Below are 25,496 nucleotides of genomic sequence, written 5' to 3'. Positions count from 1 at the left end.
TCAAGGCAGGTACCCACCCTCATCAGGGCAATAAACGCTCCGACTTGATGCTGATGCGGGGTGGCTTCGTGCGCGCCCTGGAGTCCGTCGAGAGCCGCGTCCGAAATCGATCAATATCAAATCCGCGCCCGCGCTCAAACTGCGGCGAGCGGCGGCACATTCGCTCATTTTGAGCGAAGCACTCGTTATTCCGGTCACTGTCGTAACGAAATGTAAAAATCTGTTGACATCCGTGTATCACTGACATATCAGTAGAGGACAGTTACTCACCTGCAATCGGAGTTGCTCCATGCTGTTCTTCCTGTCTTCTGGCAGAGGTCGCGCAAAGCAAGTATTTCGCCCGCTGATTTTCGGCGCGGCGTGTGTGGGGTCGTCGCTTCTGGCGAGCGCTCCGGCGGTCTCGCAGGAGATCACGGGAACCATCGTCGGACGCGTGACGGACTCCACCGGCGGGCTGTTGCCGGGAGCGCGCGTAGACGTGATCAACACCGATACGAAGCAGAAGATCCGTTCGCTGAAGACGAACGGCGAGGCTGAGTTCAACGCCACATTGCTGCCGGTGGGTCACTATGCGATTCACATCTCGGCCACGGGCTTCCGATCTGTCGACCAGACGAGCATTGAGCTGCACGTATCGGATCGCTTGAATTTCGCGATCAAGATGGTGCCGGGCGCGGCGGATGAAGTCATCACCGTGAATGCTGATGCGGTGCAGGTGCAGACGCAAACTTCGGCGTCGGAGCAGATCATTTCGCGCAGTGAAGTGCAGCAGCTTTCCATCGTCAACCGCAACTTCCTCGGTTTGCTGGCATTGCTGCCAGGCGTGACGAACACTGCCGGTAGCGACGAGTTGACGATCGGCGCGGTGAACCCGACCGGCAGCGTGAACTCGCTGACGTATTCGCTGAACGGCGGACGCGTATCGGCCAATGCATTCCTGCTCGACGGCGCGGACAACCTCGATCGCGGTGCAAACACGACGCTCGTCAATACGCCTTCGATCGATGCGATTGCAGAGTTCAAGGTGACACGCGGTGTTTACAGCGCGGAGTATGGCCGCAACGCTGCGTCGCAGGTCAATGTCATCACGGTCGCCGGTGGCAGCAAGTATCACGGCGACTTGTATGAGTTCTTCCGTAACGATGTGCTGAACGCCAACAGCGCACTCAACAACCACAAGGGCATTGTGCGACCGCCGCTGCGCTACAACGACTTCGGCGGTTCGGTGGGCGGACCCGTGCCGAAGATGCACGATACGTTCTTCTTCTTCTCGGAAGAGGCGCGCCGCATTCTTCAGTACCAGACGCAGGGTGGTGGTCTTGCACCGACGGCTGACCTGAAGAAGGGCATCTTCACCCATCAGGTCTGTACGAGCTTTACGACCGCGAAGGCTACCGCATGTACGCCGGGCGCTTATACGACGAACATCACGAACATCAGCCCGATCGCGCAGGAATACATCAAGGACGTTTACAGCAAGATTCCTGATGGAACGCCGACCAGCTATCTCCTCATCTCCACCGGCCGCTCTATCTATGACCTGCACCAGGAACTTGCGCGCTTCGATCATTCTTTTTCGCCGCGCGAGTCGATGACGGTCCGCTACATCCGCGATGCTATCAATACGGTGGAGCCTTATGGCTACCAGATCAACGCGACGATCCCGAATGCGTCAACAACGCAGTCGTCCTCGCCGGGCGGCAACATCATGGCGCGCCTTACCTCGGTGATTCGTCCGACCCTGCTGAATGAAGTGGCCTTTGCGTACACCACAGGACGCCGCTTCAGCCAGCCCATCGGGTTGATGGCGAAGAAGAACTCGCCGGACGTGAACGTCACGCTCCCGTTCCGCAGCACGGTTGACTCGATCCCGGGCATTTCGATCACCGGCTTCAATGCGGTGAAGGGCTTCGGTGACTACGACAACTACAGCCGTAACTTCAACGGTTTCGATAACGTGACGTTTGCTACCGGCCGCCAGACATTGAAGTTCGGTGCGACCTATAACTACTACGAGAAGACCGAAAATAACGCCAGCACGAACGCCGGCAACTTCGCCTTCGCAACCACGGCGCTTGCGCCGGGCGGCATCAGCTCAGAGCAGACGTGGGCGAACTTCCTGCTCGGTATCAACGCAACCTTCACGCAAACTTCGCTCGATCTGCGTCCTGACATTCGCAAGACCGAGTACGAGTTCTACGCGCAGGACGACTATCGCGTCCTTCCGCAGCTGACGCTCAATGTTGGCGTTCGTTACTCGCAGTTCCGTCAGCCGTGGGACGCGAAGAACATGCTCACGAACTTCGACGCCGATAAGTTCATCCCGGCGAATGCTCCGACGCTTGTGACGGGTACGCCGTCCACCTATATTCCGGGAACGGGTGATCCCTACAACGGCATCATCGTCAACAACCTCAACTCGCCGTGGGGCAGCAAGGTTGGACCGGAGTCGGGTGGAAAGTTCTCGCCACGTCTCGGCTTTGCGTGGAGCCCGTTCCCCAGCAATACCACCGCCGTTCGTGGCGGCTGGGGTCTCGTGTGGGACTCGACGCTGACGGGCATCTACGAGAACAACATCTTCACCAACGCTCCGTTCCTGAACAACCTGACGGTGCAGAATACGACGTTCGCTGACCCTGCCGCGGGCACGACGAATAACTCGATACCGGGGCTGCGCGCGACACCGATCCCAACACGTTTGCCGTATACCGAGCAGTACAGCCTCGATATTCAGCAGCAACTCGGCAAGTCGACAATCTTTGATCTCGGCTACTACGGCTCGAAGGGAACGCACCTTCTCGGCATCGCGGATATCAATACGCTTCGCCCGGGGCAGTACGCTGCACAGACCGGCATCACGACTCCGCTCAGCACGGGCACCTCCTCGAATGTGAATCCGTATCGTCCGTATGTCGGCTACACGTCCATCAACGCGGTGCAGAGCAACTACGGTTCGAACTACAACTCGTTGCAGGCTGCGATGGAGCGTCGTACGTCGGATGGCTCTTCCATTCGACTCGCTTACACCTGGCAGAAGACGTTGACCGACGCGAGCACGGACCGCAACAGCGCTCCTCAAAATCACTATGACCCGCACGCAGAGTACGCGGTGGCGAACTTCAATCGCGCGCAGGTCTTCGTCGCGAGCTTCGTGTATCACATCCCCTTCCGGCTCGGGAAGAAGACGAGCGTGGCGCACGCGATCTTCGCAAACTGGCAGCTGAGCGGCACGGCGAGCTTCGACGCCGGTCTCGCAACAGCGGTGACGTCGGGTAGCGGACAGGATCCCGCGCAGATGGGCGTGCTCGGCGTGAGCAGTATCGTTACGCTGCGTCCTGACAGGATCAGCGACCCCAATAAGAACGCGCCGCACACGCTCGATAAGTGGTTCAACACGGCTGCATATGCCGAGGTGCCGAGCGGTCAGGTCCGCGTAGGTAATGCGAAGCCGACGTCGATGATCGGCCCTGGCTTCCAGCAGTGGGACCTCTCGATGTCGCGCAACATGAAGTTCACGCGGCGCTTCGGCGGGCAGTTCCGCGTAGAGAGCTTCAACACTTTCAATCACACGAACCCGCAAGGTCTTGTGACGGCAACAGGCACGGCAACTGCGGGAGCCGCATTCGGCTATGTATCTTCGGTCCGCGAGCCGCGACGCATTCAATTGGCGATGAAGCTGAACTTCTAACGCACGCAAGGTTTGTACGTAACGACACCCATAGAGGTGAGGAGAAACAACGATGATGAACCGCCGTATTGCTCCTGAAAAGATGCTCTCCGCTGTGTTGGGAGTAGCTGCTCTCGGTCTCTCGACCATGCTCGCAGGCTGCGGCCTGGGTTCTGGGGAGGTCAGCGACACGCATGTTGTAGGCACTGCTGCTTCCGTCACCGGCTCTGTGCACGGCGGACAGCAGCCCGTGGCGTTCTCCACCGTGCAACTGTGGTCTGCGGGTACGACCGGTTACGGCTCGCAGGGCACATTGCTCGCGACCACCACCTCCTCTGATCCTGATGGTGCGTTCTCGTTCACCAAGAGCGGCACAAACGGCGCATCGAGTGGCTCGGGAACGACCTGGGCATGCCCGGCCACAACGGATGATCCTCAGCTTTACCTGTTGGCGATCGGCGGCAACAGCTCGGGAGACCACCAGAATGCCAGCGGACATCTGAATAGCGCAATAGCATTGATGGCAGCACTTGGTCCCTGTTCAGGAGTGACGAACAGCACGACTGTGATCATCGATGAGGTCTCGACCGTGGCCGCTGTTTACGCGCTTGCTCCCTACATGAAGCAGGGCAGCACGGCAGGCAGCGTCACTGTCGGTACGACCGGTGCGAACACTTCAGGTTCCACGCCGCAGGGCGCGATCGGCTTGAATAACGCGGTGCTTGGCGTTGCGAACCTTACCAGCGCAGCGACCACGCATACAGGCGCTTCGACGGGAAACGTATCGACGATCAGCATCACGGCTACTCCGGAAGCGGGCAAGGTCAATACGATCGCGAACATCCTCGCATCGTGTATCAATTCCACCACCTCGTCGAGCAGCGTGTGCCTGCAGCTCATGGCTGCTGCTACTCCGAAGACGGGAACCACGCAGCCTCTCGACACGATTCAAGCGGCGTACAACATGGCCACGAATCCGACAGATGCGGGCACGTTTACATCCTGCGGCACAGGCACGAGCGCGCCGACGACGAACATCGGCTGCCTCTTCGCGCTGCCGTCGTCGACTCCACCGTTTCAGCCGGTGCTCGCCGCTGCACCGACCGATTGGACCATCGGCGTGACCTACAGCGTGGCTTCCACCTCGGGTACTTGCTCAAGCAATGGCTTCGGCGGCGCAAAGTTCTTTGACTCGCCGACGCGTGCGGCCGTGGATGCGAACGGCAACGTCTACATCGTGAATGGTTCTGCTTCGAAGGCTGCCATCGTCGAGATCAGCCCGAATGGAACACCGCTGGGATGCGTGATTCCTGGCTTGAACACGACGACTGCGCAGACCTACGGTCAGGGCATCACGATCGATCCTTCGGGCAATGTCTTCGCAAACTTTGCACACGCAACGTTCACCAATTCGATCGCGGAGTGGCCTGCTGGAACGTCTACTGTTTACACGGCGACCCCTGCGGCTGAGGCATACGGCATCACTTCGGACCTCGATGGCAATGTCTTCTACACGATCGCGGCTAATAGCGGCACGGTGTATGAGTTCGTGGCTCCCACAACGGGCACCTTGAATGTCAGCACCGCGACGCCGGTCGTGGCAAACACTGGCTTCTACAACGCCACCAGCGGTTCGTTGAGCAACTTCCAGACGGATAGCCAGGGGCGGCTCTTCGGTATCGCAGCGACCTCGTATCTGCTCGGCGACTATCCGCTGACCGCAAGTATCTCGGCCTACTCCGTGTCGAACAACGTCGTCACATTCACGGCCTCCAACTCCTTCAGCAGCGGCCAGACCGTCACCATCTCGGGCCTGACCACGGGAACGCAATTCAACGGACAGCGCATGACGATCACCGCGGCAAGCGCGTCGAGCTTCAGCGCGTCGTTCACCGCAGCAAACGCTGGAACCACGACAGACTCCGGCTCTGCTCGCGCTACAGGAGCTTCTGCTTATACGACCGCATTCACCGCAGGGAACTCCGCAAGCTACGGCCTCGCGATCGGCGCATCGAACGTGGCTTACTCCGGTACCGCCTGCTGCAACTCGGCCAGCGGCCTGGCCAAGGCTGAGCGCTTCGTTCCTGCCGCAACGGCGGTCGCAGGTGCAGCAACGGCTTCGGCGCAGTTCGTTGGTGGATCGAATGGCACGCGTTCGGTGGCCGTGGATGGCGCGGGCACGATGTGGATGGGTGGCTACTGGCCCCAGACGACCTCGGGTGTCTACGGCGTGGTTTCGGTGACGCCAACGATATCGGGCACGACCGTCACCTACACCGGTAACTCCCCCGCAGGAACGGCACCGTCCGGCGGCTGCTCCGCTTCGACAGGATGCCCGGTCGGTGGCGGCTTCCAGAAGGCAGACTTCCAGGCGATCGCAGACATCGTTGTCGATCCTTCGGGCAACGTCTGGGCGCTCAACACCGGCACCAGCCCAACTGGCACAATCAGCGTGAACGGTACAACCGTGACCGAGATCATTGGTGCTGCAACGCCGATCGTGACTCCGCTCTCGCTCGCGGCGAAGAACGGCACGCTAGGCACACGTCCCTAAACAACTTCATCTAGTTTCGCTACGCGCTGAGAGCCAGGAGAGACTCTCAGCGCGCTTTTTTCTTGCGGCAGAAGACATGAAAAATGAGCCCTCATAGGAGGGCTCATTTGCTTGTGTGGGGTGCAACGCCTTTAGCGCGCGGCTTCGTCTTCCGAGAGGATTGCGACATCCTGAATGTCGATGCCGTCCTGCGCGGTCTTCTCTACGGAAGCGGTGGCTTGCCAGAACTCCTGCACGCTGGCCCACTCTTTGCCGAGGTTGGCGCGGAGCGCTACGCGGCTGTGCTTGCCGAGCAGGTCACGCTGTTCCTGCGAGCGAGCCAGCACCTTCTCCGCGCTGTTCTGCTCGAAGGCCATCAGGCTGACGCGGTCGCATGTTGCTGCGAGTTGCTTGAACCAATCGTCGCGGTCCTTCGGGCTTGCCCACGCGACGGAGCCGCCGATGTGCGAGAGCCACACCGGCAGCGTGGCTTCCAGCATCGTGTCCGCGCCGATCGTGGAGCGCGTTTGCTTGTAGAAGCTCAACAGGTCGGCCAGGTACGCGCGTCGTTCCATGCCGGTGGCGTCCTTCCACGCAGGATGTTTGCCGACCGCCAGAATGATATGGGGTTCGAGGTCAAACGCAAGACCACGAAACCGCTCTTCAGGCTTCGAGCCTGCGTTGAACTGGACGAAGCTGGATTGAATGATTGCATCTGTCTTCGCGTGGTTCTCCGGCAGGAAGATCGGCGTGTCCGAAAGCAGCAGGTACGACGTGATGCCCGCGCGTGCGAGCTGTGCGTTCCACGCGCGAGCTTTGCGAAGATCATCTTCTGTGCGCAGCGGATAGCTGACGTACAGCGTGCCCACGCCCCAGCTCTTCAGCTTTGCGATCGTGGCTGCTTCACGCGCGGGGTCGCCGATCACTTTCAGCGAACCGTATTCGCTGCGCGGGGAATACCACATCCATGCGCCGCGTGGAGACGGTGCAAGCGGCGCTTGCGCGTGAACGAAAGGCAGGAACATGGCCAGCGCCGGCAGAGCGGCGCCGAGATGGCGTTTAGTGTGCAGGAACATCTTCTCTCCGAGGTTACTTCGCGGTGGTGTCGTAGTCTTCGATATCGACGAAAGTGCCGGTCTGCGCTTCGACCGCAGCGGCACCGGTGAAGAAGGCCGAGGTCGAAGCCCAGTCCGTTCCATCGGTGCTCAGGGCAACACGTGCCTTGTTGCTGAGCAGCGCATTGTTCGCCTGGAATCCGCTGACGATGCTCGAGATCGAGTTCGTGCCGTACTGGTCGACCGAGATGGTGTCACAGACCGCAGCCAGTGATGCAAACCACGCATCGCGGTCAGAGCCGTCTGTCCACTGAATCGTCGAGGTGAGGCTGATGTAGGAGTGCGAGAGGTAGCTTTCAATGGGAAGCGAGCCGGCGCCGTTGCTCTTCAGCAGCGCGCGCGCGGAGGTCAGCATGTTCACGAGGTACGTTGCATAGACGCGCCGCTGCGCTCGTGTTGCCGCGCCCCAGGACGGCCATGTTGTGTTGCCCGTGAAGGACTGAGGCTCTACGTCGAACGCTACGCCCGTGAAGCTCTGTGCGGCGCTGGACGCGGCGTTGAAGTTGATCACGTACTTGGTGATCCACGCCTGCGCATTGGTCCACTGGTCGGGCAGGAAGAAGGTCGCCGAGGAGATGAGGAAGTAGGAGCGAATGCCGTTTGCGGCGAGCTTCGCGTTCCAGGCGCGAACCGAGGCTGGATCGGTATCCATTTGCGAGCTGTAGCTGCCGTAGACGGAGGTGACGTTCCACGCCTTGAAGTTGGCGATGGCTGTGTCCTGCGCGGTAGGGCTAGCGACAATCGCCATCTGCGCCTGCGATTCCCAGAACCATACCGCGCGTCCTGGCGGTATCGCCGGAATGCTGGCCGTGGTGCTCGTCGTGGAGTTTGAGTTGGGGTTAGAAGCGCATCCGCTTAGAAGCAGAAGCGCGGCTGAGGTAAGCAGTGTTGCTGTACGTGAGTTGCGTTGAAACACGGAGCCGCCTTCGAAAATCAAGAATGCGGAGAGGGGGAAGGTAATGCAGGTGGATCAAATCGCCACGGAACGGGTCCGTGGCTTCTTCACGGTGCTGGCGGCCTCTTTGGGGCGCCGTTGCATCCACGAAAGATTGTTGCCGAAACGCTCGGCGATGCTGCTCTGGATCTCGGACATGCCGGTGCGGATGTGTACACCCATCGCGAGCGCAGCCTTGTCCGGATCGCCACCATTGATGATGTCGATGAGGTCGCCGTGCCACGCTCCGGGCATGGACGAGTCCGCCGCCACGTCAAAGAGCCAGTTGAAAATCAAAACCTGATTGCGCTCCAGCAACTCGTAGAGCGGCACGCAGCCTGTGCATTCGGCGATGCGCATGTGAAAGCGTACGTGCAGCGTCTGGAATTCAAATTGATTCTCTGCGCTTGCCTTCGCCATCGAGTCAAGCCGGCGAGCCATCGCCGACAGCTCTTCGCGCTCCATCGCCGAGGCGCGCTCGCAGAAGAGGCGGGCTGACTGCACCTCCAGCGCTTCGCGGATGATGTAGCAGTCGCGCACGTCGTTCGGTGTGGGGATGCGCACACGCGTTCCGACGCGCGGCAGGCTCTCCAACATGCCTTCGGCTTCGAGCCGCTGCATGGCTTCGGAAACGGGGATGAAGCTCATGCCGAGGTCCGCGGCCAAGCCGCGCCGCGAGATGACCTCACCCAGCTCGATCTCGCCCTTCAGGATGCGATCGCGGATTTCTGTGTACGCCTGTGACGCCAACGAAGGGCGCAACACCGCGGGTCTGCGTTCAGAAGAGCTCATGTGGGGACCCCAGTCTTATCCTGATATATCAACAGGGCGGCCATCGTAAGTCAATCACGAAATTTCCATGAAAAGCGATGGACAGAATGATGCAACCGGTTGCATTATGGGTGCAATGATGCCTACATCCGATCTTCCGAGGAAGTCTATGAAGTCGCTTCGCGAATGCCTCCGTCCAGCAGTTCTCGTGGCAGGCGCGGCCCTGGCGACGATGTGTTGCTCTACGCCGGTCGAGGCGCAAGCCGCGGTGCCGCTGGTGCCTCTGCCGCAGCACGTGGAGGTAGCGGCCGGCTCGCTGACGCTTGCGAGTGGCAGCCGTATCAGCTTTCCGGCGCAGGACGCAGAGGCCGAGTTTGTGGCGCGACACTTCGCGGCTCTGGTGAGGCAGGGCACGGGCGTTGCGCTGGTCGCTGAAAGCAAGTCCGCGAAGGGCGCTCGCGTTGAGCTGCTGCGCGATACTTCTGTGACAGGCGAGGAGGCGTACCAGCTGGAGGTTTCGCCGGAGCGCGCTGTGGTGCGCGCGTCCACGGATGCAGGCCTGTACTACGGCAGCATCACCTTGTGGCAGTGGCTCTCCGGCAATGCGAAGGGGCAAAAGGAGCTTCACGTTGCTGCGGTGAAGATTGAGGATACGCCGGCGATGCGTTGGCGTGGGCTGATGATCGATTCCGCACGCCACATGCAGTCGATTGAGTTCCTGCATCAGCTTGTGGACTGGATGTCGCTCGAGAAGTTGAACACGTTGCACTGGCATCTTACGGATGACCAGGCATGGCGTCTTGAGATCAAGCGTTATCCGAAGCTGACGTCTGTGGGCGCATGGCGCACGTTGCCGAGTCAGGAGGGCAAGATCGACCCCAAGACCGGTAAGCCGTATCCGCTGTATGGTGGCTTCTACACGCAGGACCAGGTGCGCGAACTTGTGGCGTACGCCGCGAAGCGCAACGTGATGATCGTGCCGGAGATCGAGATGCCGGGCCATGCAACCGCGCCGATTGCGGCTTACCCGGAGTTTGGCTCGACTGCCACGCCGCCCAAGGCTGCTGCGAATCACTTCGGCATCCTGCCGAATCTTTACGGCCCTCAGCCAGCGACCTTCACGTTCCTGCAGAACGTGCTGACGGAGGTCATGGCGCTGTTTCCGAGCCCTTACATCCACGTGGGCGGTGATGAGGCGATCAAGAAACAGTGGAAGGCTTCGCCGCAAATTCAGGAGCAGATGAAGTCGCTTGGGATCACGAGCGAAGACCAGCTACAGAGCTACTTCATCAAGCAGGTAGACACGTTCCTCTCCTCACACGGTCGTCGCACGCTGGGGTGGGATGAGATTCTCGAAGGTGGTCTGGCGCCAAACGCCGCGGTGATGTCATGGCATGGCGTGAAGGGCGGCATGGATGCCGCAAAGCAAGGGCATGATGCGGTGCTGACGCCTGCTCGTCCGCTGTACTTCAACTATCGTCAGACGGATTCGCCGGATGACGGCCCGGGGCGCTTTGCGATCAACTCGCTGTCGGATGTCTACAAGTTCGACGCGACGCCCGCGACGCTGACGCCCGAGGAGCGCAAGCACATCCTTGGCGTGCAGGCGAACATCTGGACCGAGTACCTCATCACCGATCATCAGGTGGCGTGGATGATCTTCCCGCGCGCAGCCGCGCTGGCCGAGATTGGATGGACCGCCGCTTCGCAGCGCGACTGGAACGGCTTCACGGCACGACTTGCTGCGGAGGTCACGCGTTATGAACGGCTTGATATTCCGTTCAACACGGAGACGCTGAAGCCTGTGAACACACTCACGCTGACTTCGCCGAGCAGCGTGAAGGTAGCGCTCGCCACGGTGAACAACGCCGGCACGATGCACTACACGATCGACGGCTCTGCGGTGACGGCATCGTCGCCGGAGTACAAGCAGCCTGTTGAGGTGAAGATTCCCGCGCAGCTTCATGCCGCGAGCTTCGTTGCGGGCACGATGTTCCCGACGAGCGAAGTGAGCGAGGCGCTGACGATCGAAAGCGCTCGTTCGCTGAAGACCTCGCAGTTGAAGCAGTGCGTGACGGACCCGGTCATCGGCATGGAGCCTGATCCCGTCGTGACGGGCCGTCCCGTATCACTCTCCAACTACCGCAACCCTTGCTGGATAGAGAAGGCTGCGCTACTCGACGGCGTGCGCTCGATCACGCTGCAGATGTTGGCGCTGCCGTGGGTCTTTGAAGAGGGCCACGGCAAGCCGCCGGTGTTGCCTGCAGTGAAGACCGCGAACGGTGAGATCGAAGTTCACCTCGACAGCTGCAAGGGCGCGTTGGTTGCGACGATTCCGCTGCCCGTAAAGCCGGAGGAACGCGGCCTCATTGCGTTGCATGGAGAACTTTCCGCAGTGACCGGAACGCACGATCTGTGTGTGCAGGTCTTGCGGCCGAAGCTCGATCCGCTTTGGACGCTACACTCGCTGCAACTCAGCGAGAAGTAGTACAGGCATGAGAAAGCGGGCGGCCATATCTAGGCCGCCCGCTTTCTTGTGCCTATCGACGGATGCCGAGACCCTTGTCGATGCTGTCGAGTAAGGTGTCGTTGGAGTCGCCGCTGAGTTCCCAGAACATCATGCCGCCGAGCTTGTGCTCACAGATGAAGCTCGCTTTCTTCGCGAGTGACTCGGGATCGTCGTAGCTGATCCATTGTCCTGTGCTGGAGTTGTAGAGGAAGGGCATGGCCGCTTTGTCGTCCCAGTAGCGCGTGAAACCCGATCCGCTCTTCGCATATGTGGAGACGATGGTGCGGTAGGGGACATCCTTCGCCTTACTCGGATCCGTCGGTTGGAAGAGACCATTCGCCGTGCCATCCACTTCGCTCCACATGTAGCCGTAGAACGGCACACCGAGCACGATCTTTGCAGCAGGCACGCCCGCAGCGACGTAGTCCTTCACGAACTGATCGTCCGAAACCGGCGCCGGGGACGCGGGGTTTGTATAGAGCGCGGAATGATGGCCCGTCGTTCTGCTGCTTGGTCCGAAGATGTCGTAGCCCATCAGCGCCACGGTGTCGAGATACTTAGCGGCCTCACCCATGTTCGTGCTGCGCAGGAAAAACTGCTTGCCGTTGGTGGCGCTGGACAGGTACAGCGGCCGATGCAGCTTGGCCGATGCGTCGTCGAGCGCCTTACGCAGATCGCGTAGCAGCAGCGTGTAGTTCTGTTTATCCGCAGGGCGATAGCGCTTGTCGGCGCGCGGTGCCTGCGGATACTCCCAGTCCACATCAATGCCGTCAAGGCCATACTTTTCGATCGCTGCGATGCAGCTTGCGTTGAACTTCGCGCGCGACTCTTCGGTGAGAGCGATGTCAGAGAAGTCGCCGGAGTGCGCTCCTCCACCGACAGAGGCGAGCACGGTAAAGCTCGTTACTTCGTTCTTCAAGCTGACGAGATACTTCAGGTTCTGCTCGTCGATACTCGAGACGACAACGCCGCCGTCCTTGGTGTAGAGGAACGCGTAGTGCGCACGGTTCATCTTGTGCGGATTCACTTCGCCCGGCTGCATCGTGTGGTTCGGGCCACGCACATAGCCGATGACGAGCGGGTGGTCGATGCACTGAGCGGTCGCTGCGGTGACGCAGGAGCTAACGGCCAGCGCGGCCACGGTGTTGCGGAAGTTCATGCGATCAGCTCTCCGGAAACGTAAGTGCTCTCGACTTGAAAACCATTCTCTGCGTCGAGCTTGAAGCGAATCAGATCTGCTGGAGCACCGACTTCGAGCGATGCGTGACGACGCAGCAACGCCGCCGGGCGCGTAGATGCGAGCGCCAAGGCATCGGCGAGAGGCATGTTCAGTCGTTGCACCAGGTGAGCAACGCCGTCCTTCAACGGCAGTGCAGCTCCTGCGAGATAAGGTGTGCCGCTCAGCTGAAGACGTCCGTTGGCCAGCAGCTCGACGTCACCGCCGACAGGTTGCTGGTATCGACCGGGCTTGCATCCTCCCAACGCCACGGTGTCGGAGACGAGCACGACCCGCTCCAGGCCTTTGGCTCGCAGGAAGACGCGGAGCGTGTCATCGGGAAGGTGATGGCCGTCGGCGATGAGCATCGCGGTAAGGCGATCGTCCGCGAGCTGCGTCCACAGAAGGTTCGGGTGGCGAGGAAGCGTCGATGCAACACCGTTGCCGAGATGCGTTGAAAGCTGTGCTCCTGCGTCGATCGACGCGCGTACTTGCTCGCTGTCTGCGTGCGTATGGCCAAGCGAGACCAGCACGTCGCGGTCGCGCAACGCGCGAATATAGTCAGGCGCTTCAAGCCAGTGAGGAGAGACCGTGACGAGCCGGATGATGTTGTCGCTAGCGGCCTGCCAGCGATCGAACTCATCGATCGAAGGCGTACGCACGTGCTCGAGAGGATGTGCGCCACGCGCGCCATCTTCAGGCGAGAGATGGGGACCCTCCATATGCACGCCCACCAGCGCGTGCTTCACAAGCGGGAACGCCTCGCGCGCTTTGGCGATGGTTGCGAGCGCCGCGATCAGGCGCTTCTCGGACTGCGTGATCAGTGTCGCGAGGTAGCTCGTCACACCGGTGCGCAACAACGCAAGCGTGAGCTGATGCATGGTATCGAGCGTGAGATCTTCCGCGTTGAGATCGAAGCCGGCGTACCCGTTCACCTGCAGGTCGACGAGTCCCGCGCTCAGCCAGCACTCTTCGTCTGTAGCGCTTGGTTCGATGCTGACGATGCGACCTTCGCAGAGCTGCACGGCAACAGCTTTTCCTGTGTGTGGATCGCGTCCGCGAAGAGTCGTCATCGAGTCACTCCTTCTCAGCGGCTCAGCAGGCTCGCCGATTCTTCATCCAGATATACCTTGCAGCGCGGATGCTGGCGAAGAATCGAGGCAGGGCACGTCTCGGTAAGCGGGCCTTCGAGCGCTTGCTGCACGGCCTCGCGCTTGAACGCGCCGGGTACGCTGCAGAACATGGCTCCGCTCTTCATCAGTCGCGGTACGGTGAGCGTCAACGCCTGGTGCGGTACTTCAGCCAGCGCGTCGAAGCATTCATCGTCCACCTGCTGCTGGCGGCAAGCGAGGTCGAGCTCGACGACCTTTACCGACTTCGCATCGTTGAAGTCGGCGGGCGGATCATTGAACGCCAGGTGGCCGTTCGTTCCGATGCCGCAGAGAACGATGTCGATAGGAGCTTCATGCAACAGCGCTGCGTACTTTGTCGCGGCGACTTCAGGATCACCGGTGGTGTCGAGTAAATTCACGGCTGCGAAGGGGAGCAGATCAAAGATGTGGCGGCGCAGGAAGTTGCCGAAGCGCTGGGGCGCAGCCTCGGGCAGGCCAATGTACTCGTCCATGTGGAACGCGACGACGCGCGTCCATTCAATATCGGGAGCTGCGCAAAGCGCTGCAAGCATGGAGGACTGGCTGGGCGCAGCGGCAAAGACCACGCGCACTGTGGCTTGCTTTTGCAGGAGATGGCGAAGTTCAGTAGCGACATCCTGCGCGGCGGCTACTCCAAGTGCGTCACGGTTGGGAGCGATGAAAGGGATGATGGTCTGCTCCTCTGCGTTGGCGATCATGCGATTTTCTTCCTTGCTGTCTCGAGTGAAATGGACGACGTAGGGTCTTCCTCGTCGTGCGTCAGAATTTGAAGCAGCGGTTGCACGTGCGGGTTCTTCGTGGGCCACACGATGCCCACGCCGATGAAGACGAAGAGCGCAGAAAGCACAGGACCTGCAACCGTGATGGTGGTGGTCAAATCACCGGGCAGGCGATTGATCTTTTCGGCGAAGACGAACTTGATGAGGGCGAAGCACACCACGCCAGCACACCAGGATGCGATGGCCGCGGCAGCGCCCGAGCGACGGAACCAGCCGATCATGCCAAGCATCATGGGGATTGCGATGGGACCGACGAGCGCAGCGTACCAAAGGATCAGCAGGCCAATGACGCCGCCAAAGTGGTCCGCGCCCAGCGCGATGCACATGCTCGTCGCCAGGAAGAGCAGCGTGCAGATTCGCCCTGCGCGCAGTTGCACGGCGTCGCCGGGACGCTCGCGATCTTTGCGCAGAGCGGGCAGGATGTCACGCACCACTACGGCGGAGATGGCATTTGCGTCAGAGGAGGTCATCGCCATCGTGTGTGCGAAGAGTCCTGCGAGTACCAGACCAACGAGGCCCTGTGGCAGCAGCATCCGCGCCAACATGCCGTAGGAGTCGGAGGGGTTCTTCAGATGGGGCAGCAGTAACGGCGCGGCCCACATCGGGAAGAGCAGCACCAGCGGCCACACGAGATACAGAGCGGCCGAGAGTCGCGCCGCGCGCTTCGCAGACTGTGCATCGGGGGCAGCAATGAAGCGCTGTGCCAGGTTCCAGGTGCCGCCGTTGTACGAGAGCATGTTCACCAGCAGATATACGCTGGCGAAGACTACGGTGTACTGGCCGGTGAAGAGGTGATGATGATCGGCGGGCAGCTTCTGCCAGACGGTCCACAACGCCGAGACGCCACCGAGCTTTGCCAGCACGGCAATGAGCATGGCGAAGCCTGCGATGAGCTGAATCACGAACTGGCTCATGTCCGTCAGGGCATCGGCCCACAGGCCGCCGATCACCGAATAGACCAGGGTCACCGTGCCGGTCAGCAGTACGCCATAGAGCGTTGGCACGCCCGCAAAGACCTGCAACAGGATTGCTGCTGAAGTCCACTTTGCACCGACGTCGAAGATCTTGAGGATTGCACCGCTCCAGGCGAGCAGTTGTTGTGCAGGCAGGTTGTAACGCGTTGCGAGGTACTCCAACGGGGAGATGATGCCGAAGCGTTGGCGCATGCGCGACCAGCGACCTGGGAAGACCGTGGAGCCGAGCGCCAGAGCGATAGCGATGGAGCACGCCCACCAGATATAGAGGCTGAGGCCGCTGGTGTAGGCGATCGCGGCGAAGCCTACGAACACTGCCGAGCTATAGCCCGACATATGGTGCGAGATGCCTGAAAGCCACCACGGCAACGCGCCACCAGCGGTGAAGAAGTCCGCCGCAGACTTGACCTTGGTGCGCGCCCATAGCCCCATGCCAAGCATGAGGGCGAAGTATCCGCAGAGAACGACCCAGTCAGCAGTCTTCATTGGTGTGGCGGGCTCCTGCCATGGAATATACATGCAACCGATTGCACAAAGGAAGAGGTGTTGCTGAAATCTTTGCACTGCAATCGCATACGCTCGGCTAGACTCTCTCTGTGGCCCGCGAAAAAAGACTCCCCACCATCAGCGACGTAGCGAAACTCGCACAGGTTTCTCGTGCAACCGTTTCGCGCGCTTTTGGTCGCCCTGAATTGATTGGAGAAGAGACCGTCAAGCGCGTACTGCGCGCGGCGAAGGAATTGGGTTATCAGCCGAACCAGACGGCGCGTGCACTCAGCACTGGCCGCCACACAAATATCGCCATCGTCGTGCCGGATGTTGCGAACCCCTTCTTTCCTCCACTGATTCGTGCCGCGCAGGCGGGTGCGGACGCTGCGGGTTACAGCGTCTTCCTCGGCGACTCCGACGAAGACGCGGACCGCGAGCACACGCTGACGCAACGATTAGCTCTGCAGGTGGAAGGCTTCATTCTGGCATCGTCGCGTATGCAGGACGAACAGATCAGCGAACTCGCCGAGCGGCGTCCGCTGGTGCTGGTGAACCGCGACACGCGCGGCATCCCGCGGGTGCTCATCGACGCGGCTGCAGGCATTCACGCGGCGGTGGAGCATCTGGCGCAGCTCGGACATCGTCGCATCGTGTATGTAAGCGGCCCCTCAAACTCGTGGTCGGACCAGGAGCGCCGCCGCGCCTTGAAGCGTGCTGTTCGCAAAGCTGGCATGGAGAGCGTGGCGATCGGAGCGCGACGTGCCAGCTTCGAAGCGGGTCGTCAGGTCGTGGCAGAAGTGCGTGGTACGGGGGCAACGGCGGCGATCACTTTCGACGATCTTGTGGCGCATGGTCTGCTGGCTGGTTTGCTGGAACATGGCGTTTCGGTGCCGCGAGAGTTCAGCGTGATCGGATGCGATGACGTGCTCGGCGCTTCGACGTTTCCGGCGCTGACCAGTATTTCCGCGCGCTGCGATGCGGCCGGGCAGATCGCGTTCGATCTGTTGATGAAGGCCATGCAGGGCGCAGAAAGCGCCGACGTTCGCTGCGTGCTGGAGTCGCGCTTGGCTGTCCGCGCGACCACGGGTGCCGCCCCGGCGCGGTCCTCTCGCAAGGCCTGAATCGGATTTCAGTTGCGAGCAGTGGGATGGACGCGCTACATTAGCCGCAGATTCATGCAATCGGTTGCAAGATTTTGTTCGGTCGCCGTGGTTTCCTCGGCTGGAGGCGTTTATGTTGGTCGCTCGTCGTTCCCGAAGCATCTTCCGTGTGATCTTCCCCTGTCTTGCGATGCTGGCTGCATTGGGGATGGCTTCGTGCAGCGATGGTGGAACAGGAAGCGCTTCGCTCGTTGCGCTCTTCCTTAGCTCGTCCACGCTGTCTATGGACACGGGGCAGACCGGAACCATCACGGCGAAGGTGACGAACGATAAGACCCCCGGCGGTGTGACGTTCACCGTGGCCGGCGGCGGCACGCTGGGCACACAGACCACATCGATCTCCGGTCAGACGAAGACGATTACTGTTCCGTACACGGCCCCGACGACGGCTACAAGCGCGACGGTCACCGCGACCTCGATCGCCGCGCCGTCGCAGGCTTACTCGGTGACGATTACGGTGACGGCGGCGCCGGTGATTACGACGACTACCCTCGCGACCGGCGTGGTGGGCACGGCATACAACGTTACGCCCGCGTCGACAGGCGGCACGGGGACGCTGACGTGGTCCATCTCCAGTGGCACACTTCCTGCGGGTCTGTCACTGAACGCCGCCACGGGGGCGATCACGGGCACTCCGACGACGGCGGGCAGTGCGACCTTCACGCTCGCGCTTACCGACTCGGCACCGACGCCTGTGACCGCGGTGCAGACCCTGACACTCACGGTGAATGCGCAGCCGCCGGTGGTCACCCCCGCAACGTTGCCTTCGGGCATCACCGGCACAGCGTATAGCCAGCAGCTCGCATACACGGGCGGCGGCACGGGCACGGCGACGTGGGCTGCGACCGGATCGCTTCCGCCGGGTATCAGCCTGAGCGCCTCGGGTCTGCTTTCGGGCACACCCACGACAACGGGCACATACACGTTCTCGACCGCAGTGACCGTCGGTGCGCAGACCTCCGCGAGCGTCTCGTTCACGATCACAGTGGTTGCGCCGGTGGTGATCACGACGACTTCACTGCCGTCGGCCCATGTGAACGTGGCCTACAGTCAGCAGTTGACGTACAGCGGCGGCAGCGGGACGCCAACCTGGTCTATCGTTTCGGGTTCGCTGCCTTCCACCATGACGCTGAGCAGCAGCGGTGTGCTCTCTGGCACGCCGACCAGTGTGAGCAACTACACGATCGGCGTGGCCGTAAAGGTGGGTACGCAGACCTCGGCTACGCAGTCACTCACGTTTTCTGTGGTGAGCACGCAGATCACCTCGGCAGCGACGGCGACGGGCGAAGTCGGGTTCCCGTTCCGCTTTCAGGTGACGGCGATCGGCGGCACATCGCCTTATACGTTTGCGGTGGCTTCCTCGGGCAGCGCGTTGCCTGCGGGGCTCAGCATCAACTCCGCCACGGGCGTGATCAGCGGAACGCCGACAACCAACACCGGTAGTCCTTTTGCGAACGTGATCGTGCAGGCGACGGACACGCAAGGCGCTACCGGCACGCAGGCGATGACCTTCACGATCAACGCCTCGCGAGGCTCGGCGGCGAACAGCGAGCTCAACGGGCAATATGCGTTCGAGCTGTCGGGCTTTGACGTGAACGGTGTGCCGTTGGCGAAGGTCGGCAGCTTTACCGTGGACGGTAACGGACACGTCACCACCGGCGTGATGGACACGAACGGAACGGCGCTTTCGGCGGCGACGACAAACGCCGCGCTCATAGCGTCGACGTATGCCGTGGGCGCTGATGGTCGCGGCCAGATTACGTTGACGAGCGCCGCTGGCAGCATCTCCTTCGCGCTTGCCACGAGCGGGCTTTCAAACAGTGTGGCTTCTGCGGGGAGCCTTGTTGAGATCGACGCCACTGGAGCGCGCTTGACCGGCCGCTTCGCCAGGCAGACGACGGCAAACTTCACGCTCGCAGCGAACGCGAATGGCTATGCGCTGGGGCTTGCAGGATGGTCCGCTGGCAGCACGGCGACAGCGCTGACAAAGGCAGGCTTGGTGGGCGAGTTGCAGCTTGCCTCCACCGGAGCGGTGAGCAGCTCGGAGTGGGTAACCGCGGCGAGTTCGACCCCGGTCGTCAGCACTTCGGGAGCGTTCACGCTGAACACGAACGGTCGCGGCACGCTCACATTGGTGAGCGCGTCCGGCACAACGCACTTCGCGGTCTATGTCGTTTCGGCCTCGCAGTGGATGTTGCTCTCAACCGATGCGGCCGCAAGCGGCGGACAAGCTCTGCTGGTAGGCGACACCACGATGCAGACGATTGCAAACGGCAGCTTCGCCACCGCATCGTTGCTCGGGACGAGCGTCTTCAGCGAGTCGAAACTCGGCGTTAGCAGTGCCCAGGCCTACTTCCCGGATGTGCAGATCGGGCTGTTGAGCTTCGATGGCGCGGGCGGTATTACTGGATCGCAGGACCGCAGCGCCAACGGGGCCTTCTCGCAGGGAGCGGTAGTGGGAACCTACACGGTGGCCACGAACGGTCGAGCGAACGTGAAGCTTGCCGCATCGGGACTCTCCGGATGCATCGACTGCAGCGGCACTAACTACGTGTTCTACTTCGCATCGGCGAATGCGGGCTACTACCTTGACTACGCAACCTCCGGCGGACAGGGAACGCTCGAAGCTCAGGTCTCGAACGCAACGGTGGCTTTGAGTGGAACGTACGCGCTGTCGACACGCGGCCCGATCACGGCGACCGTTGTGCCGGAGTCTGGCCTTGTCACCGTGAGCGGAGCGGCTGTGACCGCGTTGCTCGATCAGGTGAGCGCTTCGGCTACAACCCCGGACGTGAGCACCTCATCCACAGCAGCGACGGCTTCGACGGGCCGCGTCGTATTGACGGGTGGCAACCCTGCGGTGCTTTACCTGACGGCTGCTGGACACGCTCTGTGGTTGGACAGCACGCAAGCGACGCCGGTCGTCCGCGAACTGAACGCGCAGTAGCGTAGCGCTGCAAGAAGCCCCGCATTCCGGAAGACCGGAAGGCAGGGGCTTTTCGCTTTCGTGGAACGCTCACTGTGTCTCTCGCTTCACGCGATTGGCGCTGGGTGGGTGAGCTTCAGAATGAGCTCGGTGCATGCAGGGAACTCCGACAGCAACTGGTCACGGCGCCCCATCTCGAAGTCTGCAAAATCAAAGCCTGGCGCGACCGTACATCCAACCAGCGACCATCCGCCTCGCGGTAAGGATGCACCGAACCAGCGTCCGGCCGGAACCCACGCCTGCAAGGCTTCCCCCGCAGCCAGGTCGCTGCCGAGTAGAAAAGACTCAAGCTGACCTTCCGGCGTAATCGCTTCAACCTGCAGCGGTGAGCCCAGATGGAAGTGCCACACTTCATCGGAGGCGATGCGGTGCAGCGCCGAGATTTCGTTTTCGCGAAGAAGGAAGTAGATTGCTGTCGATGCGGCTCGCGCCCCGCCTGCGGTTTGTACGTTCTCGGCTGCCCTGTAGGTTTGCCGATACCACCCGCCTTCAGGATGGCGCTCCAACGACAGCTTTTCGATCAACTCGTCTGCGTTCATCTCTCGATGATCGCAGATGGTGGAGCGTGCTGGACCACCGGCTTCGGTGGCTGAAGCGGATGCGACGAAGTGAGCTATGGTGAAGTCTGGTGGTCGAATCAGTCAGCGTCGAACCGGCTTCAGGAATACAAGGCTAACTGCCTTTAGCGAGTTTGTAGAAGCCGCCGAGTGTGGAGCATCGCTATCTGAGTAGCCCCGACGCACAACGGCATGAAAACCATGAGCATCGTACCGAGGAGATAGCACTCGGAAGGATGATCATGAATCGTGCATGCGGCGTAGCTTGCTTGATGGTGGGACTGACAGGAATCTTCGCAACGGGTGCGCGTGCGTGGGCCGACGATCCAGTGAAGTTCGACCTGGCTGGCCCCAAGGTCGACGTACAGGTGCAGCGAGGCAAGGTCACGCTGCCCATCTCGCTTGTGCCGAATCTTCTCGCGGGAGACCAGCTTCACGTCAAGGCCGATCTGCCGTCGACGCAGTCCAATCATCTGTTACTCATTGTTGCTTTTTTACGCGGCACTACGAACGAACCGCCCGAGGACTGGTTTCACGAGATTGATACGTGGAATAAGAAAACGGTCGAAGGCACGACCATCACCGTTCCGCAGGGCGCGGAGCAGGTGCTGATGTTCATTGCACCAGAGACCGGTGGAGACTTCAAGACGTTGCGCGGAGCTGTACGCGGCAGACCGGGGCTCTTCATTCGCGCGGCTGCCGGGCTCAATGAGGCTTCATTCGAGCAGCAGCGAATCCAGCACTATCTTGCGGCGATGAAGAAGGTCGACTCGACCGACTCGAAGGTCATCGCTGACCGTTCCGGCAAGTTGGCGCAGACCCTAGGACTCAAGCCTAATCCGGACTGCTTCAAGCAGCCTGTAGCACAGCAGGTGACATGCCTCACTCAGGGTAGTGTTCCGGTCCTCCTGAATGATGGGCACGAGATGACGGTCTCGGAAGCGATCTCGTCACCCACCGCACAGGATCTCGCCGCCAACGCTTCTTACACTCCGCAGGCAGGGCTAGGGCTTTACTCCGCGTATGTGGGCGCCATCGTAGACGTCGTCCACATCGTGAGCACGATGAGGACCGCGCAGTATCAGTACATTCCAGCGTTGGCGTTACCCGAAGGCTCGACCCTCAACCTCAAGCTGAATGCGCCACCTTCGTTTCTTAATCCGAAGTCAGTGATTGTGATTGCGTTGCCGGCTGTTCAAGCAGCCAGTCTGCCGCCTCTGAAGCTGATGAACCAGGACGAGGTGTCCTGCCTGAAGAACCCGAAGATGGCCATCCAGATCAAGGGCGCGCCTCTGGTGTTCTCGACCTCTCTTGCGCACGACATGGTGCTGCACCTCAACCGGATCGGCGGCGCGGTGGACATGCCGCTCGAGGCTGATGCCGAGCAGGGCGGGCTGGTGCTGGCTCCCGAACAGAAACGCAAGCTGCTCGACGATACGATGACCAAGGCCAATGATGCGATCAAGCCGCAGGGCAAGGCCGCTTCCCCGACAGATATGACAGTGACCGGCACTGTTGAAGGGTTCTGGGGGTTCGACCACTTCGAAGGTCCCGCAGTAACTCTGCAGCAGGTCGATGGCAAGGACTGGAAGATCGTCGGTGACGCGCAACTGATGGCTGGCCAGGACAGGAAATTCAACCTCACGGGAAGCGGAACCGCCTGCGTGGAACACATCGCCCTGAGTCCCGCGCAGGGCGCTAAAGACGCTAAAGACATCGATGTGAAGTATGTGCCCGCGAAGGATGATGGCAAACCGAAGAAGGATACTCTTGCTCTCGACGTCTCGCTGAAGAGCGTGAAGCCGGGAGGCTATTCGCTCGCGATCAAGCAGTTTGGTGATGATCGTCAGAGCGTTCCAGTGACTGTATACAGCACGGACATCAAGCTGGACGCACTCACGGTACATGCAGGTGATCAGACCGCGGTTCTCACAGGAAAGGGCCTTGGCGGCGTTGTCTCGGTGGAACTGGATGGCCAGACGTTTACTTCTTCCCCGGGAAGCGACGATGCTACTGTACATCTGTCGGCGAAGGCCGCTGTCACTCCGAAGGATGGCGACGAGGCCAAAGCAAAGTTGAAGGACGGACGTGTGCTCCCAGTGAAGGTCACTGTAGCTGCGGCGCGTCCGGGTCTGACCCTGGCCTCCATGCACGCGTCTTCAGCACCGGAGAGTGGAACGCTGCCGGTGGTGCTGTCCGGCAAGGATGAAATTCCGTTGAACGGAACGCTGACCTTCGTCGTCACCACGAAAGAGGTCTTCGCCCATAGCCAGAAGATAGAGATTGCGACAGCGAATGAAGCTGCAAAAATCACGCTCTCACTCGCTGACAGCAGCCTCGTCCTGCAGGATGACCACACGGCGGTGGTTACGCTGAACCCGCTGAAGTCGTTTGGACAATCCGCCTTCGGTCCGCTCGCCATGCGGGCTGTCGCAGCCGATGGAACCACAGGTGAGTGGACACGCCTCGGCATCCTGGTGAGAACACCTCAGATCAGCGCGATTAAGTGCACGACCGCAGATGCGCCGACATGCGAGATGGAAGGGAAGAATCTTTTTCTCGTGCAGTCCTTTGGTTCCGAGAAAAATTTCGCTAAGTCAGTCGAGATCCCGACGGGCTTCGCACAAGGTGAGTTCGCCGTACCCACACCGGCGGACGGCGTGACTCTTTACTTGAAGCTCCGTGACGATCCGGGAGCCGTAGCCCTTGTGAAACTTGCCACGCCAATATCTGCGGTGCCTGCTGCGAACATTCATTAGCAAAGTGGCAAGTTGTGATCGGACAAAGTGAGGCGGCACATGATGCACAATACTTATTGCCATGTCTTTTGAGTTGCGTCATATTCGCTCGTTCATCATTCTCGCCGAGGAGCTTCACTTCGGTCGCGCTGCAGCTCGTCTATATCTTGCTCAACCGGCCCTGAGCCAGCAGATCAAGCAGCTGGAGGATCAGCTAGGGGTGATGCTGTTCCGGCGCAACAGTCACGGTGTCGCGCTTTCGGAAGAAGGCAAGCTCTTCTTGCCGAGCGCTCGAGCTGCGCTCAAAGCGCTCATCGACGGTCAGGAAAGACTGCAGGACCGTGCGTCTGGAGTGGTGGGCAATGTGCGCGTCGGCTTCATCAGTACGGCCGCGTTGACGTTGCTTCCTCGGCTCATACAGCAGCTTGCGAAGAAGTTTCCCGGCATCGAGTTGCAGCTCTGCGAGATGAATTCCAATGAGCAGTCAAACGCGTTACTGCGAGATGAGCTCGACCTATGTTTTGTCCACGCGGACCTGAAGCACCCGGCAATCGAAAGCATCACGGTCGAAACGAACACCGTGGTGCTCGCGTTGCCATCGAATCACGCGTTGGCTGCGGAGGACGCCGTCAGTCTGAAGACGCTTGCCAGGGAGCGTTTCATCCTGCCAGAGAAGCTGCCACATGAAGACTTCCACGAGATTGCGCTCGGGATCTGTAAGCGATTTGGATTCGCGCCAGAATCTCCGCAGCAGGTGCGAACATTGCAGACGGCTGCCTCTCTGGTGGCTAGTGGCGCGGGCTGCGCTTTGCTTCCATCAAACTTCGTGAACGCTAAGCCACGAGGTGTCGTGTTTCTTCGATTGAAGGGAGTTGAAGATAAACTTCCGCTCTATTTGGCATACCGCAAAGATCTTAAACAGGCGATTGTGGCGAATGTGATCGAACTCGCGAAGCAACTGCGAGCGTAATCACACCACGTGTGATCAGAAGGCCTTGGCGATGCGGACGGCGATTTTGTTTCCCTCGGAGGTATCGACTGCGCCGAACTCGCGATAAGCATTTACGTAATAAAACCAGCTTCCGTGTTGAACGGTGAAACCGGGTCCGATCGCCGCAAGCACCTCCGTGCCGGGCTGTGCGATGTGGTTTACCTGCGAGTTGGTGAGTTGATGGAACATGTAGCCGTTGGCGCCGACGTAGACATGCTCAAACAGCTTCCACCCTACCGTCGCGTTGAAGTGAAGTGCTTGTCCTGCCTGCGTTGATTGCACATTGCTGGGCGCGGCGGGATCCTGGTTCGTTGAGTTCCAGAGATAGGAGATTCTCCAGCTCGTCTCCAAACGCTTCGTGGGCAGAAGCGTGAAAGCGTAGTAAGGGTGCACCGTCCATGTGTTCGCGCCGATATTGATCGCGCTGTTCTGTGCGGTGTACGTTCCTGTCGGAACTTCGAAGTCCGCGAGCACGCGTTGATGTAACGGCATCCCGAAGAGATGCTTTTCTGGCCACTGCAGCATTGGGCCCACGGTCATGTCGCCTACCCCGCCGCGAGTACCGGCAGCGCCTGCATTCACGTAGGCCTCCGGTATCAGATACTCCGCGCCATACCAGGCACCAAGCACCTTTCGCGGAGCGAGATAGACCACGTGCGAGAGTCCGGATCCGCTATTGGTGCCAGGCGCGTTCGCTATCTTGCTACCGTCCGCCGCAATCGTCCGATCATCGTGGACCGCTTGTCCGTACTGCTCTACGAGCCATCCTGGCTGCGCAATGCCATCAAGGAACGAGGTGAGTCCGAGGTTCACGGTCGGCATCTTTGGCGCTGCATCCTGCAGCGATTGCGCTTTGAATGTGGCAGCGGTGAAGGGAAGGCAGAGCAGGAGAGCTGAGAGACGGGCGCGTTTTGAAAAGACTGACA

At 60.6% G+C, this 25,496-nt stretch carries 16 protein-coding genes; 7 read left to right on the top strand and 9 right to left on the bottom strand.

What is annotated here, in order from left to right; all coding sequences use genetic code 11:
• Nucleotides 1-289: 289 nt before the first annotated feature.
• Both OHL11_RS11830 and OHL11_RS11825 read left to right on the top strand, forming a co-directional pair.
• Nucleotides 290-3,688, top strand: a complete 3,399-nt coding sequence (locus tag OHL11_RS11830; protein WP_263371710.1) for a TonB-dependent receptor — start codon at nucleotides 290-292, stop codon at nucleotides 3,686-3,688.
• 52 nt (nucleotides 3,689-3,740) lie between these two features.
• Nucleotides 3,741-6,221, top strand: a complete 2,481-nt coding sequence (locus OHL11_RS11825; protein WP_263371709.1) for a beta strand repeat-containing protein — start codon at nucleotides 3,741-3,743, stop codon at nucleotides 6,219-6,221.
• 131 nt (nucleotides 6,222-6,352) lie between these two features.
• Here OHL11_RS11825 and OHL11_RS11820 read toward each other — a convergent pair whose 3' ends face one another.
• The 3 genes from OHL11_RS11820 to OHL11_RS11810 all read right to left on the bottom strand — a co-directional run bounded on the left by OHL11_RS11820 (nucleotide 6,353) and on the right by OHL11_RS11810 (nucleotide 9,041).
• Nucleotides 6,353-7,276 (bottom strand): hypothetical protein, encoded by a 924-nt coding sequence (locus OHL11_RS11820; RefSeq protein WP_263371708.1) that lies wholly within the window; start codon nucleotides 7,274-7,276, stop codon nucleotides 6,353-6,355.
• A 13-nt stretch (nucleotides 7,277-7,289) separates the two neighbouring features.
• On the bottom strand, nucleotides 7,290-8,063 hold the full coding sequence (locus OHL11_RS11815) for a hypothetical protein (RefSeq protein WP_263371707.1): 774 nt from the start codon (nucleotides 8,061-8,063) through the stop codon (nucleotides 7,290-7,292).
• Between the two features lie 222 nt (nucleotides 8,064-8,285).
• Nucleotides 8,286-9,041, bottom strand: coding sequence for a GntR family transcriptional regulator (locus OHL11_RS11810; RefSeq protein ID WP_263371706.1), 756 nt, complete (start codon nucleotides 9,039-9,041; stop codon nucleotides 8,286-8,288).
• 148 nt (nucleotides 9,042-9,189) lie between these two features.
• Here OHL11_RS11810 and OHL11_RS11805 point away from each other — a divergent pair, with 148 nt between their 5' ends.
• Nucleotides 9,190-11,508 carry a family 20 glycosylhydrolase gene (locus OHL11_RS11805; RefSeq protein ID WP_263371705.1) on the top strand — a complete coding sequence of 773 codons (2,319 nt, stop codon included), beginning with the start codon at nucleotides 9,190-9,192 and terminating at the stop codon, nucleotides 11,506-11,508.
• Between the two features lie 52 nt (nucleotides 11,509-11,560).
• Here the strand turns inward: OHL11_RS11805 and OHL11_RS11800 are convergent, their stop codons facing one another.
• Genes OHL11_RS11800 through OHL11_RS11785 form a run of 4 tightly spaced genes read right to left on the bottom strand, consistent with a single transcriptional unit; the run spans nucleotide 11,561 to nucleotide 16,135 of the window.
• Nucleotides 11,561-12,688: a glycoside hydrolase family 18 protein gene (locus OHL11_RS11800; protein WP_263371704.1), complete on the bottom strand. Its 1,128-nt coding sequence runs from the start codon at nucleotides 12,686-12,688 to the stop codon at nucleotides 11,561-11,563.
• On the bottom strand, nucleotides 12,685-13,818 hold the full coding sequence (locus tag OHL11_RS11795; RefSeq protein ID WP_263371703.1) for an N-acetylglucosamine-6-phosphate deacetylase: 1,134 nt from the start codon (nucleotides 13,816-13,818) through the stop codon (nucleotides 12,685-12,687). The genes OHL11_RS11800 and OHL11_RS11795 overlap by 4 nt, the downstream gene beginning before the upstream one ends.
• Before the next feature lie 14 nt (nucleotides 13,819-13,832).
• Nucleotides 13,833-14,594: a glucosamine-6-phosphate deaminase gene (locus tag OHL11_RS11790; protein ID WP_263371702.1), complete on the bottom strand. Its 762-nt coding sequence runs from the start codon at nucleotides 14,592-14,594 to the stop codon at nucleotides 13,833-13,835.
• Nucleotides 14,591-16,135: a sodium:solute symporter family protein gene (locus OHL11_RS11785; protein ID WP_263371701.1), complete on the bottom strand. Its 1,545-nt coding sequence runs from the start codon at nucleotides 16,133-16,135 to the stop codon at nucleotides 14,591-14,593. Before OHL11_RS11785 ends, OHL11_RS11790 begins: the two co-directional genes overlap by 4 nt.
• A gap of 110 nt (nucleotides 16,136-16,245) precedes the next feature.
• Here OHL11_RS11785 and OHL11_RS11780 point away from each other — a divergent pair, with 110 nt between their 5' ends.
• Together OHL11_RS11780 and OHL11_RS11775 are read left to right on the top strand one after the other, a co-directional pair.
• The gene (locus OHL11_RS11780) at nucleotides 16,246-17,259 is read left to right on the top strand and encodes a LacI family DNA-binding transcriptional regulator (RefSeq protein ID WP_263371700.1); all 1,014 of its coding nucleotides are present in this window, start codon (nucleotides 16,246-16,248) and stop codon (nucleotides 17,257-17,259) included.
• A 112-nt stretch (nucleotides 17,260-17,371) separates the two neighbouring features.
• Nucleotides 17,372-20,245, top strand: coding sequence for a beta strand repeat-containing protein (locus OHL11_RS11775; RefSeq protein WP_263371699.1), 2,874 nt, complete (start codon nucleotides 17,372-17,374; stop codon nucleotides 20,243-20,245).
• A gap of 86 nt (nucleotides 20,246-20,331) precedes the next feature.
• Here OHL11_RS11775 and OHL11_RS11770 read toward each other — a convergent pair whose 3' ends face one another.
• The gene (locus OHL11_RS11770; protein WP_263371698.1) at nucleotides 20,332-20,823 is read right to left on the bottom strand and encodes a cupin domain-containing protein; all 492 of its coding nucleotides are present in this window, start codon (nucleotides 20,821-20,823) and stop codon (nucleotides 20,332-20,334) included.
• A 260-nt stretch (nucleotides 20,824-21,083) separates the two neighbouring features.
• Between OHL11_RS11770 and OHL11_RS11765 the strand changes: the two genes are divergently transcribed.
• Both OHL11_RS11765 and OHL11_RS11760 read left to right on the top strand, forming a co-directional pair.
• Nucleotides 21,084-23,600: a hypothetical protein gene (locus OHL11_RS11765; RefSeq protein WP_263371697.1), complete on the top strand. Its 2,517-nt coding sequence runs from the start codon at nucleotides 21,084-21,086 to the stop codon at nucleotides 23,598-23,600.
• Between the two features lie 61 nt (nucleotides 23,601-23,661).
• A complete protein-coding gene (locus tag OHL11_RS11760) occupies nucleotides 23,662-24,549 on the top strand; it encodes a LysR family transcriptional regulator (RefSeq protein WP_263371696.1) in 888 nt (295 codons plus the stop codon).
• Nucleotides 24,550-24,564: 15 nt separating this feature from the next.
• Here the strand turns inward: OHL11_RS11760 and OHL11_RS11755 are convergent, their stop codons facing one another.
• Nucleotides 24,565-25,392 (bottom strand): SphA family protein, encoded by an 828-nt coding sequence (locus OHL11_RS11755; RefSeq protein WP_263371695.1) that lies wholly within the window; start codon nucleotides 25,390-25,392, stop codon nucleotides 24,565-24,567.
• Between the last annotated feature and the right edge of the window lie 104 nt (nucleotides 25,393-25,496).

The sequence above is a fragment of the Granulicella cerasi genome (assembly GCF_025685575.1).
In the GTDB taxonomy this organism is placed as follows: domain Bacteria; phylum Acidobacteriota; class Terriglobia; order Terriglobales; family Acidobacteriaceae; genus Granulicella; species Granulicella cerasi.
The sequence above is the reverse complement of the archived record's forward strand: the minus strand, read 5'-3'. Positions and strand labels throughout refer to the sequence as shown.

Coding starts and splice junctions, on each gene's coding strand:
- OHL11_RS11755 (WP_263371695.1), bottom strand. CDS start 25,392: ATGCCGACCGTGAACCTCGGACTCACCTCGTTCCTTGATGGCATTGCG.
- OHL11_RS11820 (WP_263371708.1), bottom strand. CDS start 7,276: ATGTTCCTGCACACTAAACGCCATCTCGGCGCCGCTCTGCCGGCGCTG.
- OHL11_RS11790 (WP_263371702.1), bottom strand. CDS start 14,594: ATGATCGCCAACGCAGAGGAGCAGACCATCATCCCTTTCATCGCTCCC.
- OHL11_RS11765 (WP_263371697.1), top strand. CDS start 21,084: ATGAATCGTGCATGCGGCGTAGCTTGCTTGATGGTGGGACTGACAGGA.
- OHL11_RS11795 (WP_263371703.1), bottom strand. CDS start 13,818: ATGACGACTCTTCGCGGACGCGATCCACACACAGGAAAAGCTGTTGCC.
- OHL11_RS11785 (WP_263371701.1), bottom strand. CDS start 16,135: ATGAAGACTGCTGACTGGGTCGTTCTCTGCGGATACTTCGCCCTCATG.
- OHL11_RS11775 (WP_263371699.1), top strand. CDS start 17,372: ATGTTGGTCGCTCGTCGTTCCCGAAGCATCTTCCGTGTGATCTTCCCC.
- OHL11_RS11800 (WP_263371704.1), bottom strand. CDS start 12,688: ATGAACTTCCGCAACACCGTGGCCGCGCTGGCCGTTAGCTCCTGCGTC.
- OHL11_RS11815 (WP_263371707.1), bottom strand. CDS start 8,063: ATGGCGATTGTCGCTAGCCCTACCGCGCAGGACACAGCCATCGCCAAC.
- OHL11_RS11830 (WP_263371710.1), top strand. CDS start 290: ATGCTGTTCTTCCTGTCTTCTGGCAGAGGTCGCGCAAAGCAAGTATTT.
- OHL11_RS11760 (WP_263371696.1), top strand. CDS start 23,662: ATGTCTTTTGAGTTGCGTCATATTCGCTCGTTCATCATTCTCGCCGAG.
- OHL11_RS11825 (WP_263371709.1), top strand. CDS start 3,741: ATGATGAACCGCCGTATTGCTCCTGAAAAGATGCTCTCCGCTGTGTTG.
- OHL11_RS11805 (WP_263371705.1), top strand. CDS start 9,190: ATGAAGTCGCTTCGCGAATGCCTCCGTCCAGCAGTTCTCGTGGCAGGC.
- OHL11_RS11810 (WP_263371706.1), bottom strand. CDS start 9,041: ATGAGCTCTTCTGAACGCAGACCCGCGGTGTTGCGCCCTTCGTTGGCG.
- OHL11_RS11770 (WP_263371698.1), bottom strand. CDS start 20,823: ATGAACGCAGACGAGTTGATCGAAAAGCTGTCGTTGGAGCGCCATCCT.